22 protein-coding genes are annotated in these 21,649 nt (G+C 57.8%); 15 read left to right on the top strand and 7 right to left on the bottom strand.

The features are described from left to right. Positions 1 to 88: 88 nt before the first annotated feature. Positions 89 to 1,150 (bottom strand): Hint domain-containing protein, encoded by a 1,062-nt coding sequence (locus MUY35_RS16265; RefSeq protein WP_248370237.1) that lies wholly within the window; start codon positions 1,148 to 1,150, stop codon positions 89 to 91. A gap of 255 nt (positions 1,151 to 1,405) precedes the next feature. Here MUY35_RS16265 and MUY35_RS16260 point away from each other — a divergent pair, with 255 nt between their 5' ends. Then, a complete protein-coding gene (locus MUY35_RS16260) occupies positions 1,406 to 2,572 on the top strand; it encodes an alpha-hydroxy acid oxidase (protein WP_248370236.1) in 1,167 nt (388 codons plus the stop codon). Positions 2,573 to 2,587: 15 nt separating this feature from the next. Here MUY35_RS16260 and fliP read toward each other — a convergent pair whose 3' ends face one another. From fliP to fliF, 4 genes are read right to left on the bottom strand one after another with little or no spacing between them, the layout of a single operon-like run. Then, the gene (fliP, locus tag MUY35_RS16255; RefSeq protein WP_248370235.1) at positions 2,588 to 3,349 is read right to left on the bottom strand and encodes a flagellar type III secretion system pore protein FliP; all 762 of its coding nucleotides are present in this window, start codon (positions 3,347 to 3,349) and stop codon (positions 2,588 to 2,590) included. Beyond that, positions 3,346 to 3,636, bottom strand: coding sequence for a FliM/FliN family flagellar motor switch protein (locus MUY35_RS16250; RefSeq protein WP_248370234.1), 291 nt, complete (start codon positions 3,634 to 3,636; stop codon positions 3,346 to 3,348). The genes fliP and MUY35_RS16250 overlap by 4 nt, the downstream gene beginning before the upstream one ends. Continuing rightward, on the bottom strand, positions 3,629 to 4,234 hold the full coding sequence (locus tag MUY35_RS16245) for a flagellar biosynthesis protein (protein ID WP_248370233.1): 606 nt from the start codon (positions 4,232 to 4,234) through the stop codon (positions 3,629 to 3,631). The genes MUY35_RS16250 and MUY35_RS16245 overlap by 8 nt, the downstream gene beginning before the upstream one ends. Then, positions 4,231 to 5,859, bottom strand: coding sequence for a flagellar basal-body MS-ring/collar protein FliF (gene fliF / locus MUY35_RS16240; RefSeq protein ID WP_248370232.1), 1,629 nt, complete (start codon positions 5,857 to 5,859; stop codon positions 4,231 to 4,233). The genes MUY35_RS16245 and fliF overlap by 4 nt, the downstream gene beginning before the upstream one ends. A 128-nt stretch (positions 5,860 to 5,987) precedes the next feature. On the opposite strand from fliF, the gene MUY35_RS16235 reads away from it, so the two are divergent. The 11 genes from MUY35_RS16235 (at position 5,988) to MUY35_RS16185 (ending at position 16,617) form a co-directional block, all read left to right on the top strand. Continuing rightward, complete coding sequence (locus MUY35_RS16235; protein WP_248370231.1) at positions 5,988 to 6,485, top strand: flagellar basal body-associated FliL family protein; 498 nt, start codon at positions 5,988 to 5,990, stop codon at positions 6,483 to 6,485. Positions 6,486 to 6,500: 15 nt separating this feature from the next. Continuing rightward, a complete protein-coding gene (locus tag MUY35_RS16230) occupies positions 6,501 to 6,911 on the top strand; it encodes a hypothetical protein (RefSeq protein ID WP_248370230.1) in 411 nt (136 codons plus the stop codon). Further along, complete coding sequence (locus tag MUY35_RS16225) at positions 6,908 to 7,516, top strand: hypothetical protein (RefSeq protein WP_248370229.1); 609 nt, start codon at positions 6,908 to 6,910, stop codon at positions 7,514 to 7,516. Before MUY35_RS16230 ends, MUY35_RS16225 begins: the two co-directional genes overlap by 4 nt. A 75-nt stretch (positions 7,517 to 7,591) precedes the next feature. After that, complete coding sequence (motA, locus tag MUY35_RS16220; protein WP_248370228.1) at positions 7,592 to 8,458, top strand: flagellar motor stator protein MotA; 867 nt, start codon at positions 7,592 to 7,594, stop codon at positions 8,456 to 8,458. After that, positions 8,458 to 10,620, top strand: coding sequence for a hypothetical protein (locus MUY35_RS16215; RefSeq protein WP_248370227.1), 2,163 nt, complete (start codon positions 8,458 to 8,460; stop codon positions 10,618 to 10,620). Before motA ends, MUY35_RS16215 begins: the two co-directional genes overlap by 1 nt. A gap of 74 nt (positions 10,621 to 10,694) precedes the next feature. Then, entirely contained in the window at positions 10,695 to 11,507 is an 813-nt protein-coding gene (locus MUY35_RS16210) for a transglycosylase SLT domain-containing protein (protein WP_248370226.1), read from the top strand. Beyond that, on the top strand, positions 11,507 to 13,588 hold the full coding sequence (gene flhA, locus MUY35_RS16205) for a flagellar biosynthesis protein FlhA (RefSeq protein ID WP_248370225.1): 2,082 nt from the start codon (positions 11,507 to 11,509) through the stop codon (positions 13,586 to 13,588). Before MUY35_RS16210 ends, flhA begins: the two co-directional genes overlap by 1 nt. Further along, a complete protein-coding gene (locus tag MUY35_RS16200) occupies positions 13,585 to 14,358 on the top strand; it encodes a flagellar biosynthetic protein FliR (protein WP_248370224.1) in 774 nt (257 codons plus the stop codon). The genes flhA and MUY35_RS16200 overlap by 4 nt, the downstream gene beginning before the upstream one ends. Next, entirely contained in the window at positions 14,358 to 15,452 is a 1,095-nt protein-coding gene (locus MUY35_RS16195) for a flagellar type III secretion system protein FlhB (RefSeq protein ID WP_248370223.1), read from the top strand. The genes MUY35_RS16200 and MUY35_RS16195 overlap by 1 nt, the downstream gene beginning before the upstream one ends. Then, positions 15,449 to 15,877 (top strand): hypothetical protein, encoded by a 429-nt coding sequence (locus MUY35_RS16190; protein ID WP_248370222.1) that lies wholly within the window; start codon positions 15,449 to 15,451, stop codon positions 15,875 to 15,877. Before MUY35_RS16195 ends, MUY35_RS16190 begins: the two co-directional genes overlap by 4 nt. 83 nt (positions 15,878 to 15,960) lie before the next feature. After that, on the top strand, positions 15,961 to 16,617 hold the full coding sequence (locus tag MUY35_RS16185) for a 50S ribosomal protein L25/general stress protein Ctc (protein WP_248370221.1): 657 nt from the start codon (positions 15,961 to 15,963) through the stop codon (positions 16,615 to 16,617). A 57-nt stretch (positions 16,618 to 16,674) separates the two neighbouring features. Here MUY35_RS16185 and MUY35_RS16180 read toward each other — a convergent pair whose 3' ends face one another. After that, on the bottom strand, positions 16,675 to 17,358 hold the full coding sequence (locus MUY35_RS16180; RefSeq protein ID WP_248370220.1) for an FkbM family methyltransferase: 684 nt from the start codon (positions 17,356 to 17,358) through the stop codon (positions 16,675 to 16,677). 120 nt (positions 17,359 to 17,478) lie between these two features. Here MUY35_RS16180 and pth point away from each other — a divergent pair, with 120 nt between their 5' ends. The 3 genes from pth to MUY35_RS16165 are packed head-to-tail and all read left to right on the top strand — an operon-like array spanning position 17,479 to position 20,384. Further along, on the top strand, positions 17,479 to 18,177 hold the full coding sequence (gene pth, locus MUY35_RS16175) for an aminoacyl-tRNA hydrolase (RefSeq protein WP_248370219.1): 699 nt from the start codon (positions 17,479 to 17,481) through the stop codon (positions 18,175 to 18,177). Then, positions 18,174 to 19,196, top strand: a complete 1,023-nt coding sequence (locus MUY35_RS16170) for a DUF2332 family protein (RefSeq protein WP_248370218.1) — start codon at positions 18,174 to 18,176, stop codon at positions 19,194 to 19,196. Before pth ends, MUY35_RS16170 begins: the two co-directional genes overlap by 4 nt. 21 nt (positions 19,197 to 19,217) lie before the next feature. Further along, complete coding sequence (locus MUY35_RS16165) at positions 19,218 to 20,384, top strand: serine hydrolase (protein ID WP_248370217.1); 1,167 nt, start codon at positions 19,218 to 19,220, stop codon at positions 20,382 to 20,384. Between the two features lie 6 nt (positions 20,385 to 20,390). Here MUY35_RS16165 and trpB read toward each other — a convergent pair whose 3' ends face one another. Beyond that, positions 20,391 to 21,638: a tryptophan synthase subunit beta gene (gene trpB, locus MUY35_RS16160; protein ID WP_248370216.1), complete on the bottom strand. Its 1,248-nt coding sequence runs from the start codon at positions 21,636 to 21,638 to the stop codon at positions 20,391 to 20,393. Between the last annotated feature and the right edge of the window lie 11 nt (positions 21,639 to 21,649).

The following is a 21,649-nucleotide window of genomic DNA, read 5'->3' as shown; positions in this document are numbered from 1 at the left end:
CCAACACCAATGAAAACCGGCCCCTTGCGGGACCGGACTTGGGGCTTATAGCGCCGTGAGTGGTGGAGTCAACGCTCTGATAGGCGACTTATGCGGTTTTTCCGCGCAAGATGGCCGCCTCGCCCCTGTTCAAGCTGCGCCGCGCAAAATGCCCATACGCCATGGGGTCGAAGTCCAGTTGCGGGAACATTTCGACGAGACGGTCGCGCTGGCCGGGGTCCAAAGAGTCCAGATCTGCATTCGCCGGGTGGAAACTTTCTGCCGGAACGCCGTTGGCCCATACGACCTCGTGGTTTTCCAAAAGCACATGGTGATACACGATCTCGCGGATCGTATAGTCAACGACGACCCGTCGTTCATCCACCAGATCGCGCGCCGAAATCAGAACTTCATCCTCGTTAAACAACTCGCGCGCGCGTTTGCCATTCAGCAAAATCTGGTGCTGGCCCGACACGACCAAATCCGCATCCGGCTGACCCGAGCGGATTGCCCCGGCCCGGAGTCGGATCGGCCGGAGTGCAGGCATCGCAAACATTCGCGCGCCGGTGATGCGTTTATTTCCGATCCACAACACTTTCTGGGTGCCATTGTCGCGGGTCTGCAATTCATCGCCTTCGCGCAATTCTTCAACGCAAACCTCGCCGCTATGGGTGCGCAACCGGGTGCCGGGAGCAAAGCAGATCACACCGGACGGCTGTTCCAGCAGTCGGTTTTGAGCACAGGGGGTCATACTGGCCCGCACCACCCAAAAATCTGTGTTTGCCGGTGGCATTTCGCCGAGGAACATCAGAAGAATCTGATCATCGACGCCGTCAATCAAGGTGACGACATAGCTTGCATGCCCATCCGTGACCTCGAAACCCATATTTAATTGCTGACTATCGACCGAATGTGACCCTAGGGGTCGTGAGGGGTCGATCGCTGCCCCGACCAGCTTGTGCACACTATGCGCAGCCCGCCTGCGTAGGTCTTGTTCTCCGCTTGCACTCTCAAGGTCGCGAAGTTCACGTGGTCCGTCGACGCGCAACGGTGACCCCGTCCAACGCCAATTCGACCCCACGCCAAGTGACGTCACCGGTGCCCCCGGCAATCCGTCCACTTCTGTTTGCGCCCATGAGATGACAAACGTGCCGTTAAAGCCCGTTTCCATGCCCGTTAACCTGCCATTTTTTGTTTTTATTACCCGAAGGCTAGCATGGGTGATTCGCTTTGTTAAGAAATTTGTCGCCTCCGCCCTGCACCATCGAAGGGCGCGGTGAAAACGCAACACAAGCGCGCTTGGCGAGGTGATTTGCTATTGCTTTCGCCATTTCTGACCGCGTCCTGATCAGCCAGCACGCCACAATTGCAATGGCCCAAGACAACTGGTAATAATTCTTTACCAATTTTCGCCGGAGCCTCAGCCATGCCTGTTATCACCGAGATCGAAGACCTTCGCCGCATCTATAAAAGGCGGGTTCCGAAGATGTTCTACGACTATGCCGAAAGCGGCAGTTGGACGGAACAAACCTTCCGCGAAAACAGTTCAGATTTCGACAAGCTCTATTTCCGTCAACGAGTGGCGGTCGACATGGACAATCGGTCCACACGCTCGACGATGATTGGGCGGGATGTCGCGATGCCCGTCGCGCTGGCTCCGGTTGGGTTAACCGGCATGCAATGCGCCGATGGGGAAATCAAAGCCGCCCGCGCCGCCGAGAAATTTGGCGTGCCCTTCACGCTTTCCACCATGTCCATTTGCTCGATCGAGGATGTGGCAGAAAACACGACCGCCCCCTTTTGGTTTCAGGTTTACACCCTGAAAGACGACGACTTCATGCAACGATTGTTTGATCGCGCCCGCGCCGCCCAATGTTCGGCCATTGTGATCACTGTGGATTTGCAAGTTCTTGGGCAGCGTCACAAGGATTTGAAAAACGGGCTGTCAGCGCCGCCCAAACTGACGCCTGCGTCGATTGCCAATATGATGACCAAGGTCCGGTGGGGCTTGGGGATGCTGGGCACCAAGCGGCGCTTTTTTGGCAATATCGTTGGACACGCCGAGGGCGTCGAAGATCCATCGTCGCTAAGCACCTGGACCGCGCAAGCCTTTGATCCGTCGCTGGATTGGGACCGTATCCGCCAGTTCAAAAAAATGTGGGGCGGCCCTTTGATCATCAAAGGCATCATCGAGCCAGAAGACGCCATTCAAGCCCTGAATGTTGGCGCGGATGCCATCATCGTGTCCAACCACGGCGGGCGTCAGTTGGACGGCGCGCTCAGTTCGGTCCGCGCATTGCCCGCAATCCTTGATGCGGTGGGCGATAAGATCGAGGTGCATCTGGACAGCGGCATCCGGTCAGGCCAGGACGCCCTGAAAGCTGTCGCGATGGGGGCAAAGGGCACTTATATCGGGCGCGCATTCACCTATGGTTTGGGCGCGATGGGGGAAGAAGGGGTGACCAGAGCGCTTGAGGTGATCCATAAGGAAATGGAAATCTCGATGGCATTCTGCGGCCACACCGATATCAACACTGTGGACCGGTCGATCCTGCATATTCCGAAGGGTTTCTCAGGTGACTGGGAAACGTAGCGCTGCGACGCAGCGTCAGAAGTAGCTTCGCACCAGCGCGCCAGACAGCAACGTCCACCCATCCGCCACGACAAAAAAGGCCAGTTTGAAGGGCAGCGATACGATGGCGGGCGGCACCATCATCATGCCCATCGACATCAGGATTGCCGCGACAACCAGATCGATGACGAGAAACGGCAAGAACACAAGAAACCCAATCTGAAACGCGCGTTCAACCTCGGACAACAGGAACGAAGGCACCAGAAGCGACAAAGGCGCCTCGTTTCCGATCTCAAGACCCGCAGTCTGCTCGCGCAGCATCGCCAGATGTTCGAAGGTTTCTGGGTCGATACGGGCGGCCATGAATATGCGGAAAGGCTCGATCGCTGCCATGAAGGCGGGTTCAATCTCCAACGCGCCTTCGGAAAAGGGCAGCCCACCTTGGGTCCAAGCCTCTAAGAACACAGGCTCCATAATGAAATAGGTTAGGAAAAGTGCGAGGCTGACGATCAGCATGTTCGGGGGTGATTGTTGCAACCCAATGGCTTGTCGCAGGATGGACAGCACCGTCACGATGAACGGGAAGCATGTCACCATAACCGCCAGACCCGGCACAAGGCTCAGTACGGTCACCAGCACCAGAACCTGGATGGTCCGGGTCGCCAGCGATCCGTCTTCCCCGAGCGAAAGGGTGATGTCCTGCGCGTTTGCCACACCAGTCGTGGCGACAAAGATGACCACAACTAGGGTCAACAGACCCCACCAATTGGACCATTGGGCGTCCCCGTCGCGCGTCATAGGCCGGATTTCAAGTCAGCGATCTCGGTCAGGCGGACGGCCAGACGACCTTGTGGATCGCCCTCCATCTCTTCCAGTTCGCCGCGAGCGATCAGCTTGTCCCCCACGTAAAGTTCAACCGGGTCTTCGATCCGCTTGTCCAAAGGCAAGACAGTGTCCTGTGACAGCTGCAGTAATTCTTTTACCGTGGGGCGCGCACGCCCAACCGAGATCGTAATCTCGATTGGAACTTGCACGAATGGGCTGGCGGCGGCGGGCGCATCACGTGGGGTTTGGGGATCAGCCATGGTCGAATGCCTTTTCGTTTATGTCATAAAGTGCGTTGACCGCGCCTTTGATGCGCGCAAGTGCCGAGGTCAGGTCGATGCACCGCTCGGACAAGGCGGAACGCAGAAAAACCTGACCGTCAGGCAAAGTGTCATCTTCGAAAATTTCCAGCGGCGTCGCATTGACGCGCCCCATGAGGTGATCCAGCATCGGGCGGCTGCCTGCAGATACGCGCACTTCGATTGGGGTGTCAGCAGCCTGTTCGGCTAACGGCAACAGTTCATCATTGATGACGTGACCCAGCGCTTCTTGCACCACTTCTGGCAAAAGCGTGTCGACGATCGCGCGCAATAGCGGCTCGAGCGAACCCAAAACATGGCTTCTTGCCTCGTGGAAGGTAAACCCGAGGTCTTCCAGATTGCGGGCAAACTCTGCTTCAATCCGACCTTTGTCGCCGTCCGATTCCTTCAGCGCGTCGTCCCAACCGGCGCTATATCCCGTCTCATAGGAGGTTAACCGGATCTTTTCCAGTTCAGCCTCAGCAATGCGCTGCGCACCGGACGGCGCGCCAGACAAGTTGGCCAAATCGAAATCCTCAAGGGTCAGGGGTTTGTTCATCGCGCGACCTCCTCATCCTCTTCCATCCAGCCACGCAGGATTTCAACGGTGTCAGATTGTCGTTCAGCGATCAGATTGCGCAGACGCTCCACCGGGTCGGGGCCGGTCATGTCGGCAAGGTCTGTGGCGATGATCTCGGTTCCTGTCGATCCGCCCAGCACCGCTGGCAAATCGGACGAACCCGCGGGGTCTGGCTGCGCCAATGCCGGCGCAACATTAGGTGAACCAGAAGCCTCAAGCGGCCCCGGCAATTCCGCCGCCGCGCCCGTGCTGGCCAAGGCTGGGCGCGACGCGAGGATCGGGCGCAGCACAAACAGCCCAAGCACAAGCGTGACGACTGCCAGCACAACCATCTGCACCAAAGACATAACATCAATCGCCAAGCCGGACAGAAACCCGTTTGCGGGCGCGCTGCCAGAGATGGGGACAGGTTCGAACTGCAATGATTTTATCGTGATCTGATCGCCCCGCGCCTCGTTGAACCCGACCGCGCCAGCAACCAATTCGCGCAAGCTGGCCAGCTCATCTGCACTGCGTGCTGTCCAGACCTCATCTCCGTTTCCGTCCGTTGTCATTATGCCGTCGATCAGCACGGCGACAGTCAGGCGTTTGACCGCGCCGGGGGTCGTGACCACCTCGCGCGTGGTTTCTGACACTTCATAATTTATGCGCTCCCGTGTTTCCGACGTGTTGGACGAGGAGTTACCGCCAGCCGCCGCGTCTCCATCCGGCAGGTTCGACGCCACCGTAACGCCCGCACTTTCGCTGTCTTTGGCGGAATTTGATGTCTCCAGCGTGTCGGTCGACACGGCCACGCGCGCCTCAGGGTCAAATCGCCGCTCAAGAATGGATTCCTGCTCAGTTGCAGTTTCCACGTTCAACTCGACCACGGCGTTGCCGAAGCCGACTCGCGCCTCCAGCAACCGTTCAACGTTCTGCTTCAAAACCATAGCGCGATCAGAGGCGAGGCTCGGCAGGTCTGATCGATCGTCCCAGCTGGCAATGAGTCCGCCCCGGCTGTCAATGATCGAAACGCGATCCGGCGACAGGCCCGGCACGGCGGATGCCACAAGAAATTTCAGGGCTTTCGCCTGCGACCCAGGCAGCGTGCCGCTGGCCGTGGTCACCGTCACCGATGCCGACGGCTCGTTGCGTTGACGAAACTGCTGGGTCGATGTGTTGCCAATGTGCACGCGCGCATTCTGGATCATCGGGCTGGCAACGATCGTTCGCGCCAATTCACCTTCTTTTGCGCGCCAATAGGCTGCGTCAAACATTTGCGAGGTTGTCCCGAACCCGCTGAGCCCATCCAACAGTTCGTACCCCTTGCCGCCATTGGCGGGCAGGCCTTCGCTGGCAAGGGTCATGCGCAGACTATCGCGTTGGGCGGTGTCGACGAAGATCGATCCACCACGAATGTCATAGACAACGCCCCGCGCTTCCAGCGCTTTCACGACATCACCCGCCGCCCCGCTTTCCAGACCAGCATAGAGAAGCGTCATTTGCATCGACGTTGCCATGCGCGACAGCCCGATCACCGCCACAAACATCGCCAACGTGGACGCCACCACTATCAGGCGTTTCCGCATATCCAAACTGGCCCATACCGAGGCGATTTGCTGCAAGACGCAACTCCTTTAATCGAGCGGGCTTCTGCCCCCGTCACAATTCACAGTCTTCGCCGATTGCCCTTAACAATTGGTTAGTGGCCGGCGGCTTATAACGATTCGAACAAAATTCTCTGGGTGTACCCATGGCCGATACCGAACAGACCATCGAAACCGACGCAGACGCGCCGAAAAAGAAGTCCAAAAAGGGGCTTCTGTTCGGGCTGTTGCTGGCGCTTGCCTTAGGCGGCGGCGGGTTCTTCGCGACATATTCAGGGTTAATTGGCGGGGCATCGGATCACGAAGCCACACCAGAACACGACAAATCGGTCGCCGACCTGCCAGCGGTTGCCTTCGTTGAATTAGAGCCGCTTGTGATATCACTTGGCGCTTCGGGACGAAGCCGTCATCTGCGGTTTCGCGGGTCGCTCGAAGTTGTGCCAGGCTATGAGGCGGACGTCACCAACCTGTTGCCGCGCGTCATTGACGTGCTCAATTCATATCTCAGGGCGGTCGAGGTCGCGATGCTGGAAGATCCCGCTGCGCTGATCAAGCTTCGCGCACAGATGCTGCGGCGCATCCAGTTGGTCACCGGCGAAGGTCGGGTGCGTGATTTGCTGATTCTTGAATTCGTCCTCAATTAATCGGGAGGAGAGAGTATGGACATTTTCGCTGACATCATGTTGGGCATCGGTGCAATAGGTGCCGCAATCTATTGCATGGTGCTTTCCAGGCGCTTGCGCCGGTTTAACAATCTTCAAAACGGCATGGGCGGGGCGGTCGCGGTGCTGTCAGCACAAGTTGACGACATGACAACGTCGCTGAATAACGCCCGAGACGCGGCTGGCCAAAGTGCAGCGGTTTTGACCGACCTGACCGAGCGCGCCGAGGCATCGGCCCAGAAGTTGGAGCTGATGATGGCCAGCCTGCACGATTTACCGGACCATGACCGCACGCCAACGCCTGATGCGCAGCCGTCGACTCCTTTGCCAGCCCCCCCGCAGCGTAAGAGCGCTGACAATGCGCCGCTCATGTTCTTCAGCCATCGCGTTATGGAGGCGGCAGAATGACACGCGCACGAAAAGGCCAAAAGGCAGCACGCCGCCGAGCTGTCGGCCGCCGCACACTCCTCACGCTCGCGCTGCTGTTGGGTGCATCGGGATTGATGCGATTAGGTGGGTTGGGGATCGCCGTCGCCGATGATGTGACCGACTTGCTGCGCGGCACATCAGCCCGCCATGATGAAATGCCCGCCTGCACTACAGAAGCTGACATCGAGGCCGTCTTGTCCGCCCTCCAACAGCGGGAAACGTCCTTGATCGAAAAGGAAACCGCGCTTGAGGCTCGTCTGGAAACCCTTGCCGAAGCCGACCAAAACCTGACGGAAAAAATGCAGGCACTGGTGGTCGCCGAAGACCGTCTGGCATCCACGATGGCGCTTGCGACGACAGCGGCATCAGACGATCTGGCGCGCCTGACTGCCCTTTATGAGAACATGAAACCAAAACAGGCGATTCCCCTGTTCGAAACGATGGACCCGGAATTCGCCGCAGGTTTCCTGTCGCGGATGAAGCCAGCAGTCGCCGCCCAAATCATGGCTGGGCTGGACCCGCAAGCAGCCTATGCAATTAGCGTCGTTTTTGTCGGCCGTAATTCGGAAGTGCCAACAAACTAGGAAACAGTTGCGGTTTATTAACCCCAAACTGCCAGTTTGACGTGACAGTGGCGTAACCAGTTCAAGGAGGTCAGAATGATCGGTTTTGTCGGCATCGGGCTAATTTTTGTGATGGTTTTTGGCGGCTATCTGGCCGCCGGTGGTAAGATGGGGATTATCCTGAAATCCCTTCCGTTCGAGTTTACGATGATCGGTGGCGCAGCCGTCGGGGCCTTTTTCATTTCAAATGACATGTCCGCAATCAAACAAACGCTAAAGGATATCGGCAAGGTCTTCAAAGGTCCGAAATGGCAACCTGCCGACTACCGCGATCTACTGTGCCTTTTGTTCGAATTGATCCGTCAGGCTCGACAAAACGCGGTCGCGTTAGAGGAGCATATCGAGAGCCCGCAAGACAGTGCGATCTTCGCTCGTTATCCCAACATTCTCGCGGATCACGAGGCGGTGGAACTAATCTGCGACACCCTTCGATCCGCTTCAATGAACTATGACGACCCCCATCAGGTCGAGGAAGTTCTTGAAAAGCGGATGGATGCCAATCTGCATCACGCGCTTCATTCCAGTCACGCGCTTCAGACGGTCGCAGACGGCCTGCCCGCCCTAGGGATTGTCGCCGCCGTATTGGGGGTGATCAAGACAATGGGATCAATCGATCAACCGCCTGAAATTCTAGGGAAAATGATTGGTGGCGCGTTAGTCGGGACGTTTCTGGGTGTTTTTCTGGCCTATGGTTTGGTGGGCCCTTTCTCAGCCAAGGTGAAAACAGTCGTCGAAGAGGATGCCCATTTCTATCAACTGATCCGCGAAGTGCTGGTCGCCAACCTCTACAATCATTCGGTCAACATCTGCATTGAAGTTGGTCGCCAACACACACCCGGACATCACCGTCCCAGCTTCTCGGATCTTGAGGCTGCTTTGAAAGAAACAAAGCGGGCGGGCTGATGCGTATTTCGGCTCTCCTCTCGTGCTTCATATGCTGTTTGCCGGCTGTCCTGACGGCGAAAGAGATCACCGTCAGATCGGGCGAACATGCGGACTTTTCCCGGTTGGTCGTCTATGTCGATCAAGCCGACACACCCATTTTCACGCGCACCGAAACGGGCTTCAGGCTGACAACAGGCAACAATACGGACTGGTTCCGCACGACGGGCGTCTTTGATTTGATCCCGCGCCAACGTATTACTGATCTGACGTCCCCTGCGGGTGGGATTCTAGACATCGGGGTGCAGTGTAACTGTAGCGCCCTGACAGAAACGTTGCCAGGTGGGCAATTCGTGATCGACATCACCGATACGCCACCGCCCAGCAATGACGTTAATTCGCAAAGTGAGGTTCAAAAGGCAGATGCCGACAAAGCACCCAAACCTCTGCTCAGCGCTCAATCTGCCCGGCGTGGGCTTCCGATTGCCGCAGATGTGGCTTCAGGCGGCCTAACTGAAACGCGCAACCAACCCGAAGAAAACTATGAAAATGTCAAGTCAACAAGTCAGGCCTCGGCCGCTGAGTCCCACCCACTGACCGAAGAAAAGCTGCTCAGACAACTGGCACGGGCCGCATCACAAGGGCTGGTAGTCGCTCCAACCACCCCTGCGCCGCCTGATGTCGATCCGCAGCCAAACCCGCAGTTGGCCGAGCGACCACAGCAGTCCGAACCATTGGCGCTGCCGCGATTCCCCAATGAGCACATACGCGTTCAGACCTCAGTCGATCGGGATCTAGGCCGGTCGAATGGTCGGCAGGCGGCCACGGACACCGGATTAGCGTGCTTTCCGGTCGAATCTTTCGCGATCGCCGACTGGGGTGTGGGTGCCGACAGCCCGTTAGATTTCGCAGCGCACCGGGCAGATCTGGTGACGGAATTTGACAAAACTGACCCCGGAACTTTCGAGCAATTCCTGCGCCATCAAATCTATCTGACCCTAGGGGCGGAGGCGCAAACCTACATGAACGTTTATGATGGGACGTTGGTTGACGACGCCAACCTGCGACTTATGGCAGACATTGTGGAAACTGGCGCGTCAGCAGATTTCGCCCGTATGACGGCACAGCTGACATGCGACGGTCCGGTTGTGCTTTGGGCTGTATTGTCCCATCCCCGCCTGCCTCGAAATCAGAACATCAACAGGGCCGCTGTGATATCGGAGTTTTCTGTCTTACCGCGCCATCTCCGTGTTCATCTCGGTCCCATGTTGATGCGCAAGTTTCTGGCCATTGGGGACACCGAAACTGCAATCGAAATTAACGGCATCATCCAACGCGGCGCACAGCCAACAGATACCGCCCACGCCCTGTCTGAAGCTCAGCTTTCTTTGGCAACCGGAAACAAGACGCAAGCCCGCGAAACGCTGGCCAAGATTGTCGACACCGACGACCATAATTCTGTCGAGGCGATGCTTTTGCTTGTCGAAAACCAAATCAAAAATCGGCAAGGCATACCGAACCGCACATTGGAGCTTTTGGCTTCGCTTGCACTTGAACACAAGAATACCGAAAAAGGGGCCGACCTTGCCATAGCGGAAGGTAGGGTACTGATCCATGTTTCGCGTTTCAACGAAGCTCGGGCGAAGTTGGGAGACATGAAAAACTTTCCGGACCGTCACAATGACGGGCACGTCGCGATATTGAACGAATTCGGCTTGGCTCTAACGAAATCGGCGTCAGATGGGACTTTCCTTCGATTCACAATCGGGCAGCCGTTCTGGCCTGAGGCCAGCGAAGCAACGCGTGTTTCGATGGCCAACAGATTACTTAACTTGGGGTTCCCAACGGGTGCGAAAGAAATACTCTTGAAGCAACCATCCGCGCCGGGACGTGAGGCGCGATTACTGATCGCAAAGGCCGCCCTTGCCGACGGCGACGCCAAGGTCGCGCTTGGCTACCTTGCTGGGTTGACCAGTCCCGAGGCTCAGCGATTGCGAACAGCGGCGCTAAGCGCTACCGGCCAGTTTGCCGCGCCGGCGCCACAATCAGATGAGATGCCGCCCAGTGATGACAACGATCAGAATGCAGAAACGTCGCTCACCGCATTTCGCGCCCTGATTGATGGCAGCCGAGAAAACCGAGAAAGAATTGAAAACGCCCTGAAAAAAACTCCGACACTTTAGGCGGTGTCGTGGTTACTGCTTGTTAAGCATGGGCCACTAGGTTGGGTGGCACACAGAAGCAGGAATGCGCGACGATGCCCATCCGGAACACTTTCGCCAACCTTCAGGGCAAGACATATCGGTCGATGATGCGCCAGGCATTGTTAAATCTCGCCGTCCTTTGGACGTGCCTGTTCATGGCCACGGCAACCTCGTCGGCGTCAGGCTTACCAGCCATCGGCGAAGTCTGCGAGCGCGCAGCAGAGGTCGCCGCGCTGCAGTCCGGCGTGCCAGTGTCAGTTCTGAAGGCCATTTCGCTGACCGAGACTGGCCGCAACCATTCCGGTGAACAGAGATCATGGCCCTGGACAGTGAATATGGAGGGCGCGGGCACATGGTTTGACACGCTGCAAGACGCGAAAACGTATGTCTACCGCCATTTCAAAAAAGGCGCGCGCAGCTTCGACGTCGGTTGTTTCCAGATCAACTACAAATGGCATCACCAGCATTTCACCTCGCTGGACGAGATGTTCGACCCACAACGCAACGCGCTTTATGCGGCACAGTTTCTATCAGAACTATATCAGGAATTTGGCGACTGGAGGTCCGCTGCAGGTGCATTCCATTCGCGTACGCCGGGCCTCGCAGACCGCTACAAACAGCGGTTTGCAGCAAATCGGGCGCAGTATTTGGCGCAAGAGTCTGCTCCAGCCAAGTTTCCCCGTTCAGCAGCTACAAAACCACCGGCGATCATAGCGCGGGCCTCAGCAGACACCGTGTCACGTGAGAACAGGTTCCCGCTGCTCACGCAAAGCGGCGGCGTCACCCTGCTTGGATCGCTCGTTCCGCAAACTCCGGCCACCGGATTCGGAAGCTTGCTGACCATGGCACCAAGGGGATTATGGTAATGCCCGCTCTTAAGGACATATTTCACCCGACCATTCTGCTTGCGCTGGCGTTGATGGCGATCATCGTGATGATGATCCTGCCGATGCCCGCTTGGGTGCTGGACGTTGGGCTTGCCGCATCGTTCGCGCTGGCGATCCTGATGTTTACTGTGACGCTTTTCATCGAGCGCCCACTGGATTTTTCGGCGTTTCCAACTGTGCTTCTGGCTTCGCTGATGCTGCGTTTATCCCTCAACGTATCGTCCACCAAGCTGATCATCGGACAGGGTCACACCGGCACCTCTGCCGCTGGCAGTGTCATTGAAGGCTTTGCCAGTTTCGTCATGGGCGGCAGCATCCTGCTTGGGCTTGTCGTTTTTTGCGTGCTCTTGATCGTGAATTTCATCGTGATCACCAAAGGCGCGGCCCGCATGGCCGAGGTCGGCGCCCGCTTCGCACTGGACGGCATGCCCGGCAAGCAACTTGCGATCGACAGTGACATGTCCGCGGGCGCAATTGATCATACCGAAGCCAAAGCGCGTCGCGAAAAAGAACAGGCTGAAACCACCTTTTTCGGGTCGCTGGATGGCGCATCAAAATTTGTAAAGGGCGATGCGGTCGCCGGTCTGCTGATCACTTTCCTAAATCTCGTGATGGGGTTGGTCATTGGTGTGTTCGTGCACGACATGGAAATCGCACACGCTTTCCAGACTTACGCAATCCTGACGGTTGGCGACGGGCTGGTTACACAGATCCCGGCGGTGGTTATTTCCATCGCCTCGGCCCTTCTGTTGGCGCGCGGGGGCACCTCTGGGTCAACCGACCTCGCGTTGTTCTCGCAGCTCGGAAAATACCCGTCGGCACTGGCTACGGTGGGGGTGCTGATGGCACTGTTCGGATTCGTGCCGGGCTTGCCATTTGTGCCTTTCATGCTGGGCGCAATTGCCTTGGGGGCGGCCTCTTGGAAAGGCCATCAGGTCCAACTTGCAGAGGCGCAAAAGGGCGAGGCCGAATTGGTCGATATCGACACATCCCCGCATAAGGAAAGCCTTGGGGACATCCTCGATCTGGATGACATTCATGTCGAATTTGCGCCTGATCTGGTGTCGATGGTGCTGGACCCTGCCACCGGGCTGGATGCCCGAATTGCGAGCATTCGAAATCACATTGCCAGCTCGTTTGGATTGATCCTTCCCGAAATTCGACTGACGGACAACAGCACGCTTCCATCAGGCACTTATGCAATCAAAATTCAGGGCGTCGAACAGGTCCGCAATATCTTGCGGGCAGACAGTGCGCTGGTCATCCTGTCCGGTGACGACGACGTTGTGCCTGACGGCGAAGACGTGAAAGAACCCGTTTATGGAGCACCCGCCCGCTGGATCAGCGAAGACGCGCAGGAAGATGCCGTGCTGTCGGGCTGCGCCGTTATTGCACCGACGGAGGTGCTTGCAACCCACCTGCTTGAGGTGATGAAGCGCAACTTCCCGCGGCTATTGGGGTTCAAGGCGTTGCGTCGGCTTCTGGATGAGTTCGTCAACCTGTCCGACGCTCCACGGGCTGAAGCCAACCGCCGCATGCTGGACGAACTTGTGCCCGAAAAAGTCCCGCTTGACCTACTGCATGCGGTGTTGCGCTTGTTGTTGGAAGAACGTGTGTCGATCCGCAACCTACCCCTAATCATTGAAAGTATCGCAGAGGCACGCCCGACATTCCCGTCGCCGGATGCGATCTGTGAATATGTTCGTCAGCGCCTTGGATTCCAACTGATCGCAGACCTGAAACGCGAGGATGGCACGGTACCGTTGGTCCAGCTTGCCCCGGAATGGGAAGCGACGTTCCAATCGCACCAACTTGACAGCGATCGGGGCAGTGATGTCGCTCTGCCGCCCGAAGAATTCAATCGCCTTGCAAATTCGGTCGCCGACAAGATTGCGCGGGCGGGCGAGAATGGGATTTATCCGGCTGTTGTGACCTCATCGCGGCGGCGACGCTTCTTGAAGACGGTCCTGTCCGCCAAGGGCATCGCGAACCCCGTTCTTTCATTCGAGGAAATCGGCACAGACGCAAAGCCGTCTTTGGTCGGGATGATCCCGGCATGATCGAGGCGTTGGCGCAGATATCCGACCTTGCCCAGCAACTTCTGCAACACGGCATGGTTGTCTTTCTTAGGGTTGGCGCGGCGATGGCTGTTCTGCCTGCATTTGGCGAGAAATCGGTTCCCGCCCGGGTACGCCTGTTTCTGGCATTGGCCTTCACGGTGATTGTCGCCCCCAGCGTCGCGCCCGATTTTGCGATGGAAACGATGTTGCCCAGCCTTGGCCTTCTTTATATCTCCGAGCCTGTGATCGGACTGGGTTTTGGCATCGCCATCCGTCTGATGATCATGGCGCTTCAGGTCGCAGGCAGCATCGCGGCGCAGTCAACGTCTTTGGCGCAGTTGATGGGCGGAGCGAATGCCGACCCGCAACCGGCGATCGGACATGTTCTGGTGGTGGCTGGCCTGGCGCTGGCGGTCATGCTGGGCCTGCACGTCAAGCTGGCGGAAGGTCTGATCCTGACCTATCGCGTGTTTCCAGTCGGGCAGTTTCCAGAGGCGCAGGCTTTTTCTGATTGGGGTATCGCTCAGATCGCCGGGGCTTTTTCGCTGGCCTTCACGCTGGCAGCCCCGTTCGTCATCGTCTCGCTGCTGTATAATGTCGCGCTGGGGGTCATCAACCGCGCCATGCCACAGTTGATGGTCGCCTTTGTCGGCGCACCTGCGATCACCGCGGGTGGCTTAATCCTGCTGCTACTTACGGCCCCTTTGTTGCTGCCCATCTGGCAAGCAGCACTTGAGGCAAGACTTGCCAATCCGTTCGGAGGCTGGTGATGTCCGACACCGAAGACGACGACAGCAAGCAACACGAACCAACCCAGAAGAAGCTGGACGATGCCCGAAAGCGCGGCGAGGTTGCGCGTTCTGCCGACCTGAACACGGCGATGTCTTACATGGCGCTTTTGGTGGTTGCGACATCGGTTGGGGCGGCCAGCTTGAAAGGCCTAGGTGAACTTCTTGCAGGTGTCCTTGCCCGGTCCGACCAGATCGCAGACAGCGTATTTCGCAGCGGTGCCCCCTTTTCCGGAACACTTCTCGCGGGCATCGGCCAACAAGTGGCGCCATGGCTGTTTGCGCCAGCGGCAGCCGTTCTGATCCTGACGATCGCCACCCGAAGCTTTATTGTCGCACCTGAAAAGTTACAGCCGAAGCTGAACAGGCTGTCCCTGATCTCAAACGCCAAGAACAAGTTCGGCCGATCCGGCTTGTTCGAGTTTTTCAAAAGCTTCGTCAAACTGACGATCTATGCGCTTGTGTTGGGTGTGTTCATCTGGGTGAACCTGCCCGAAATGCTTGCGACCATGTCGCTGAGTGCGGGCATGACAACCGTTGTCCTGCTGAAGTTGTGCGTCAAGTTTTTCGCGCTTGTCCTGTTGATCTCGCTTATCATCGGCGGCATCGACTATTTCTGGCAACATCACGAGCATTTGCGCAAAAACCGCATGTCCCACAAAGACCTGATGGACGAAATAAAACAGAACGAGGGTGACCCACATATGAAGGCGCAACGCCGCCAAAAGGGTTATGACATCGCGATGAATCAGATGCTGGCTGACGTGCCCGAAGCTGACGTGATTGTGGTGAACCCCACACATTATGCGGTGGCGTTGCAATGGTCTCGCATGGCAGGCGAAGCGCCCATTTGCGTTGCCAAAGGTGTGGACGAGATAGCTGGGCGTATCCGCGAGGCCGCAAATGAAAACGGCGTACCGATTCACAGCGACCCGCCAACCGCGCGTGCGCTTTTTGCGACCGTTGAGATCGGTGAAGAAATTCCCCCCGACCAATACAAGGCCGTCGCGGCCGCCATCCGATTTTCCGAGAAGATGCGCAAGCGGGCGCAAGGTATTTTTGGGGATAATGGATGAGCGACCAACTTACAGCCTTGAACGAATTGGCGGCCATGCAACACGACGCCGCAATGGCCGACCTCTCACGCCACAACCGAGCCATTCAAGCGTTGGACACCCGCATTTCAGAACTGCGCGCGCGGCTGTATTCGACGCCATCAACCGAACAGGGCGACGCCTTACCGCTATCCTTGACGAGCGGGCATTATGACACCTGGCAACGGTGGGCCGAGCGGGAGTTGGCGAAGCTCAACACCGATCTGGCACGCGCGCGCGCTGAACGCGAAGCTTTCGTCGCGGCCGCGCGGCTGGCCTTTGGGCGAAAATCAGCAACCGACGCCCTTTTGAAACAACAGAAGGACGAGAAACGGATCGCAGCCCGGAAACGGTTGGAACACAACGTGTCAGACGATCAGTTGGGCAAGAAACCCCTTTCCTTTTGACCATCCCCGGTCTATAGGCACGGCTTCAACTGCGGGGCTTACACCCTTGGAGGATTCCCGCATCAACAAACTGGAGAATTTCCATGGCAAAACAGATTCCTGATCTAGTCGCCACGGTACGGACGGGGACAGGCAAGGGGGCCGCTCGTCAAGCTCGCCGCGAAGGCTTCGTACCCGGTATCGTGTATGGTGGTGGTGAAGACCCGCTGCCGATCAACATCCCCTTCAACGAGCTGCTGAAAAAGCTGCGCGCTGGCCGCTTCCTTTCAACCCTTTGGAACCTGAAGGTCGACGGCGAAGATGACTTCCGCGTCATCTGCCGGAACGTTCAGCGTGACGTCGTGAAAGATCTTCCAACCCACCTCGACCTGATGCGGCTGCACCGCAACACGCGGATCAGCTTGTTCATTCACGTTGAGTTCACCAACGAAGAAGAAGCGCCTGGCCTGAAGCGTGGCGGTGTTCTGACCGTTGTGCGCCCGGAAGTCGAACTGAACGTCATGGCGGGTGAAATCCCCGAGCAGATCGTGGTCGACCTGACGGGCCGCGAAGTCGGCGACGTCATCCACATCTCGGATGTGGACCTGCCCAAAGGCGCGAAAGTCACCGTTGACCGTGACTTCGTGATCGCCAACATCTCAGCACCAAGCTCGCTGCGTTCGGCTGATGAGGAAGAAGAAGAGACCGAAGAGGTCGCAGCAGACGAAGTCGAAGCGACTGAAATGAAGTCTGAAGAATAAGATCGTCCGTTTGGATGATTGGAAAGCGGGCCCTTTGGGGTCCGCTTTTTTTGTGGCTCAATCCGCGGTGAGCCTTTGGAAAACAACAACGTTTCCGCGCGACCCCCATGGCATATAGGCAAAACCAGCCCGCGATAGCCCATCGAAAATCTTTTGAATGACCCGCGGGCTGTATAGCTGCGGATGGATTTCCATGATCACAAGGCGCACCGTTTCGACCCAGTCTTGTTGCGCCAACGCGACCTCTGCGCCCTCAACATCCATCACAACGAAGCTTGGCTCGCAGGCTTGGAAAAGATCGCGCAGTTTCAGCGCGGGCACGTCTATCAGTTGGGATTTCTTTCCCGGAGAACCTTTCAGGATTGATGATGCCCAAAAGGCTGCTCTGGCTTCGAACGAAACCGAGTCTTGTGTGAAGTCATCGGCAACAACAGCGCCGTGCAGCACCCGAAGGTCAACGGCGTCGTTCAGCGCAAGATTTTTGCCGATCACATGCACCATTTCTGGATTGGCCTCGACCGTTGTCACGTTTTGCGCCCCCACGACCTTTGCCGCCTGCAACGCCAAATAGCCCGCACCGCCACCCAGATCCAGAACGCGATCGCCGGGCTTCAGGTGTCGTTTGATCCCGGCCAGTTCTTTCGCCTCATAATGGCCCTGTTCAATCGCTGTCTCAATCGCCGAATTGAGGCAGTGCTTCGGGATTTCCAGAGTGAAGCCGTCTAGGTGAAATCGAGGCAAAACGGACTCCTTTTGCTGGCGTGTAATGCAGTGATTGCAACCCGTTAATGGGACCTTTACCCTGTTCGAACCCTAGAATGTTAGGGGATCGCGCGAAATGTCCAGAAGAAAGGCCTGCCGATGAAAATCTTCGTGGGACTTGGTAACCCCGGCCCGAAATACGCGGGCAACCGCCACAATGTCGGATTCATGGCGCTGGACCGAATCGCCGAGGATCATGGCTTCGCACCGTGGCGCGGCAAGTTTCAAGGCGCCATGTCCGAAGGCCGTTTGGGCCGTGAGAAGGTTCTTCTTCTGAAGCCTGAAACCTTCATGAACCTGTCCGGCCAGTCGGTCGGCGAGGCGATGCGGTTTTATAAGTTGACACCGGCCGACGTAATCGTATTCCACGACGAGTTGGACCTTGCCCCCGGCAAGTGCCGCGTCAAACAGGGCGGCGGGCACGCGGGGCACAATGGGCTGCGGTCCCTTCATGCCCATATCGGCGCTGACTACACCCGCGTGCGCATCGGTATCGGGCATCCGGGCAACAAGAATGCGGTCTCATCTTATGTCCTGCGCGATTTTGCCAAGGCCGACGAAGGCTGGCTGGACGATGTGCTGCGCGGATGTGCGGACGGGGCTGTCGACTTGGCCGAAGGCGACAGCGGGAAATTCATGAATGCCATCGGGCGACGCGTGAATCCGCCCCGGTCTTCGACCAACAAGCCGAAACCGGACGCGCCCACAACCGAAGCGCCTGCCCCGAACCCCGAAAAACCGGCCAAGGTCGTCGACACCCGCAACCCACTTCAGAAGCTGATGGACAAGTTTTCATGAGCCTGCGCGATGCGTTCGAGGTTCAGGCATGCAACAACGAACGATTGGACTCGCCTTTTACCGCGCGCGTATTGCGCCTGATCGCAGAACGACTTCGCCCGGGCACGCCGCTGTCCGACCGGATGTTCAACTGGCCCGGAGATATGGGGGCGTTTGCCGACAGTGTCCCGCTGCGGTTGTTGGCGGGCCTGCACGCGTTGGTTCTGACCGGAAAATGCGCGGACCTTGTCGCGGTCTATCCGCCGAAAACTGCCCCGGACGACGCCACCCTTTGGGCCGCGGTCGAAGTCGCCATGCGCGACCACCCCGATGTGCTGAACCAATGGCTCGACAACCCGCCGCAAACCAACGAGGTGCGCCGCGCTGCGATTTTGATCGCCGCTGGCCACTGGTTGGCGGCGCGGTATGACTTGCCGATACATATGTATGAACTGGGCGCGAGCGCGGGGCTGAACCTGATGTGGGATCGTTTTGCGCTGGCCCTGCCCGGCGGACAGATCGGCACGCGCGACCCTGCCATCACGCTGACCCCCGATTGGCGCGGTGACCAACCCGATGGCAAGCCACCGACAATCGCAGCCCGTCGCGGAGTTGACCTGATGCCGATGGATGCGGGCGACCCTGACGATGCGCTTAGGCTTGTTTCGTACTTGTGGGCGGATCAGCCGGAACGGCTAGCGCGCACCCGCGCCGTCATGCAGGTACTTGATGCGCAGGTGGATGCGGGCGATGCCGCTGCATGGTTGGAAGCACAGCTTGAACACGCATCACCCGATCATCTGACATTGGTCTATCACACCATCGCGTGGCAGTATTTCCCGCCTGAGACACAGACCTGCTGCACTGCGGCCATCCGGGGTGCGTCGCAAAACGGACCTGTTGCGCATCTGTCGATGGAGGCTGACGACCGGCGCGGCGAAGGTGCGGCCATCACCCTGAACTTATGGCCCGAAGGCGAAAAGTTGACGTTTGGTCGTGTCGATTTCCATGGACGATGGGTGGATTGGACGCCACCTTAGTCGGAAAAAATGAGAAGTCACATGCGTAGCATTCTAAAGCGGCTGATGCAGGCCGTGCTGGTCATTGGTTTGTTGATTATCGTGGCGGCGATCTGGAAACGGGAAGAGGTCGGCAGGCTGCTGGCGGTGAACTCATTGTTTTCCGAGGAAAAGATCGTTCAGAATTTTTCGAATATGGATCGTGCATTTCTGACCAAACCAATGTCGCGTGGCGATGGTCCAGCCTCAGCCTTGCGCGCCGGGGAAACCATCACCCTGCCCGAAGGCGCGCAACAGTGGCTCAGTGACCGGGCCGTGACCGCGCTGGTGGTGTTGCAAGACGGCAAGCTGCGCCACGAAAGCTATCACCTTGGCACATCGCCCGAAGATCGCCGCATCAGTTGGTCGGTTGCCAAAAGCTTCCTGTCCGCGCTGACCGGCATTGTTTTGGAACAGGGCGCGATTGCATCGCTGGACGATCCGGTCGAACAATATGCGCCCGCGCTTCGCGGCAGCGCGTATGAGGGCGCATCGATCCGCAATGTTCTGAACATGTCCTCGGGCGTGGTCTTCAACGAGGATTATCTGGACTTCGATTCCGACATCAACCGCATGGGCCGCGTTCTGGCCTTGGGTCAGTCAATGGATGAATTCGCCGCTGGCCTGACCGAAACCTTCATTGGCCCCGGCGAGACTTGGAGATATGTCTCGATCGACACGCATATTATCGGCATGGTGATCCGGGGCGCGACAGGGCAAACAATTCCTGACTTGCTTGAGAAACATGTGGTGCAGAACATGGGGTTCGAGGCCGATCCCTATTACCTGACAGATGGTTACGGCGCGGCCTTCGTGCTGGGCGGGTTGAATCTGCGCGCCCGTGACTATGCCCGCTTTGGACAGATGTTCCTGCAAGGTGGCACATGGAACGGTAGCCAGATCGTGCCGGCTGACTGGGTTGTGCACTCCACACGCCCATCAGCACGCACGGCCCCCGGAGAAGAACAATACGGATACCAATGGTGGATCGCGCCCGACGCGCCCGAGGGCGAGTATTTCGCCCGCGGCATTTACGGGCAGTACATCTTTATCGACAGTGCCCGCAACGTGGTGATTGCCGCCAACGGGGCGGATCGTGGGTTCCGCGAAGACGGCGCCCACGACGCCAATGTCGACATGTTTCGCGCGATTGCCGCGTCGATGGACTGACTTGCGTTAGTCCGCAGCACGGCCTTCGGTGTCGGACATATCAAAGCCCAGATACTTCGCGACGGTATAGATATCTTTGTCACCGCGCCCACACATATTCATGCAGATAATGTGGTCTTTGGGCAGGTCCGGCGCGATCTTGGCGACATGCGCCAAGGCGTGACAGGGTTCGAGCGCAGGGATGATCCCTTCCGTCTCGCAACACAGTTGGAATGCGTCCAGTGCCTCTTTGTCAGTGATGGCAACGTATTCGGCGCGACCGATTTCGTGCAGCCACGAGTGTTCCGGCCCGATACCTGGGTAATCCAGACCGGCCGAGATAGAGTATCCATCAAGGATTTGCCCGTCATCATCTTGCAACAAAAAGGTACGGTTGCCGTGCAGCACGCCCGGGCGTCCGCCGGTTAGGGAGGCACAATGCTCCATGTCGTCATTGACGCCTTTGCCGCCAGCTTCCACACCAATAATGCGAACGCTGTCATCATCAAGGAACGGGTGGAACAAGCCGATGGCGTTCGATCCGCCACCAATCGCCGCAATAATCGTGTCGGGCAGGCGGCCTTCGGCCTCTTGCATCTGCTCTTTCGCTTCCTTGCCGATGATCGACTGGAAATCGCGCACCATTGCGGGATAAGGGTGCGGACCTGCCGCTGTGCCAATGCAATAGAACGTGTCTGACACGTTCGTCACCCAGTCACGCAGCGCGTCGTTCATCGCGTCTTTCAACGTGCCGCGACCCGAGCTGACGGGGATCACTTCTGCCCCTAAAAGGCGCATGCGAAACACGTTCGGGGCCTGGCGCTGCACGTCATGAGCGCCCATATAGACGATACATTTCAGACCAAACTTGGCGCAGACCGTCGCCGTGGCAACGCCGTGCTGCCCTGCCCCGGTTTCCGCAATGATCCGCTTTTTACCCATCCGACGGGCCAGAAGAATCTGACCCAGCACATTGTTGATTTTGTGCGCGCCGGTGTGGTTCAGCTCGTCCCGTTTCAGATAGATTTTCGCACCACCCAAACGTTCGGTCAGGCTTTCGGCAAAATAAAGCGGGCTGGGCCGGCCAACATAGTGGGTCCAGAGGTATTGCATCTCGGCCCAGAAACTATCGTCAGTCTTGGCTTTCTCATATTCCGCCTCAAGGTCGAGGATCAGCGGCATCAAGGTTTCAGACACGAAGCGCCCGCCGAAATCACCGAACCGGCCCTTTTCGTCCGGGCCGTTCATGAAGCTGTTGAAAAGATCGTTGGCCATGGGCTCACTCC

The organism is Aliiroseovarius sp. S1339 (genome assembly GCF_023195695.1).
Classification (GTDB): Bacteria; Pseudomonadota; Alphaproteobacteria; order Rhodobacterales; family Rhodobacteraceae; genus Aliiroseovarius.
This window is presented reverse-complemented; position numbering and strand designations above follow the sequence as displayed.

What these genes read in the sequence shown, in the direction of transcription:
- MUY35_RS16215 (WP_248370227.1), top strand. Translation starts at nt 8,458, where the DNA reads ATGCGTATTTCGGCTCTCCTCTCGTGCTTCATATGCTGTTTGCCGGCT.
- MUY35_RS16195 (WP_248370223.1), top strand. Translation starts at nt 14,358, where the DNA reads ATGTCCGACACCGAAGACGACGACAGCAAGCAACACGAACCAACCCAG.
- MUY35_RS16245 (WP_248370233.1), bottom strand. Translation starts at nt 4,234, where the DNA reads ATGAACAAACCCCTGACCCTTGAGGATTTCGATTTGGCCAACTTGTCT.
- MUY35_RS16185 (WP_248370221.1), top strand. Translation starts at nt 15,961, where the DNA reads ATGGCAAAACAGATTCCTGATCTAGTCGCCACGGTACGGACGGGGACA.
- MUY35_RS16190 (WP_248370222.1), top strand. Translation starts at nt 15,449, where the DNA reads ATGAGCGACCAACTTACAGCCTTGAACGAATTGGCGGCCATGCAACAC.
- MUY35_RS16210 (WP_248370226.1), top strand. Translation starts at nt 10,695, where the DNA reads ATGCCCATCCGGAACACTTTCGCCAACCTTCAGGGCAAGACATATCGG.
- MUY35_RS16200 (WP_248370224.1), top strand. Translation starts at nt 13,585, where the DNA reads ATGATCGAGGCGTTGGCGCAGATATCCGACCTTGCCCAGCAACTTCTG.
- MUY35_RS16235 (WP_248370231.1), top strand. Translation starts at nt 5,988, where the DNA reads ATGGCCGATACCGAACAGACCATCGAAACCGACGCAGACGCGCCGAAA.
- MUY35_RS16260 (WP_248370236.1), top strand. Translation starts at nt 1,406, where the DNA reads ATGCCTGTTATCACCGAGATCGAAGACCTTCGCCGCATCTATAAAAGG.
- motA (WP_248370228.1), top strand. Translation starts at nt 7,592, where the DNA reads ATGATCGGTTTTGTCGGCATCGGGCTAATTTTTGTGATGGTTTTTGGC.
- fliP (WP_248370235.1), bottom strand. Translation starts at nt 3,349, where the DNA reads ATGACGCGCGACGGGGACGCCCAATGGTCCAATTGGTGGGGTCTGTTG.
- MUY35_RS16250 (WP_248370234.1), bottom strand. Translation starts at nt 3,636, where the DNA reads ATGGCTGATCCCCAAACCCCACGTGATGCGCCCGCCGCCGCCAGCCCA.
- flhA (WP_248370225.1), top strand. Translation starts at nt 11,507, where the DNA reads ATGCCCGCTCTTAAGGACATATTTCACCCGACCATTCTGCTTGCGCTG.
- MUY35_RS16230 (WP_248370230.1), top strand. Translation starts at nt 6,501, where the DNA reads ATGGACATTTTCGCTGACATCATGTTGGGCATCGGTGCAATAGGTGCC.
- MUY35_RS16170 (WP_248370218.1), top strand. Translation starts at nt 18,174, where the DNA reads ATGAGCCTGCGCGATGCGTTCGAGGTTCAGGCATGCAACAACGAACGA.
- trpB (WP_248370216.1), bottom strand. Translation starts at nt 21,638, where the DNA reads ATGGCCAACGATCTTTTCAACAGCTTCATGAACGGCCCGGACGAAAAG.
- MUY35_RS16265 (WP_248370237.1), bottom strand. Translation starts at nt 1,150, where the DNA reads ATGGAAACGGGCTTTAACGGCACGTTTGTCATCTCATGGGCGCAAACA.
- MUY35_RS16225 (WP_248370229.1), top strand. Translation starts at nt 6,908, where the DNA reads ATGACACGCGCACGAAAAGGCCAAAAGGCAGCACGCCGCCGAGCTGTC.
- MUY35_RS16165 (WP_248370217.1), top strand. Translation starts at nt 19,218, where the DNA reads ATGCGTAGCATTCTAAAGCGGCTGATGCAGGCCGTGCTGGTCATTGGT.
- pth (WP_248370219.1), top strand. Translation starts at nt 17,479, where the DNA reads ATGAAAATCTTCGTGGGACTTGGTAACCCCGGCCCGAAATACGCGGGC.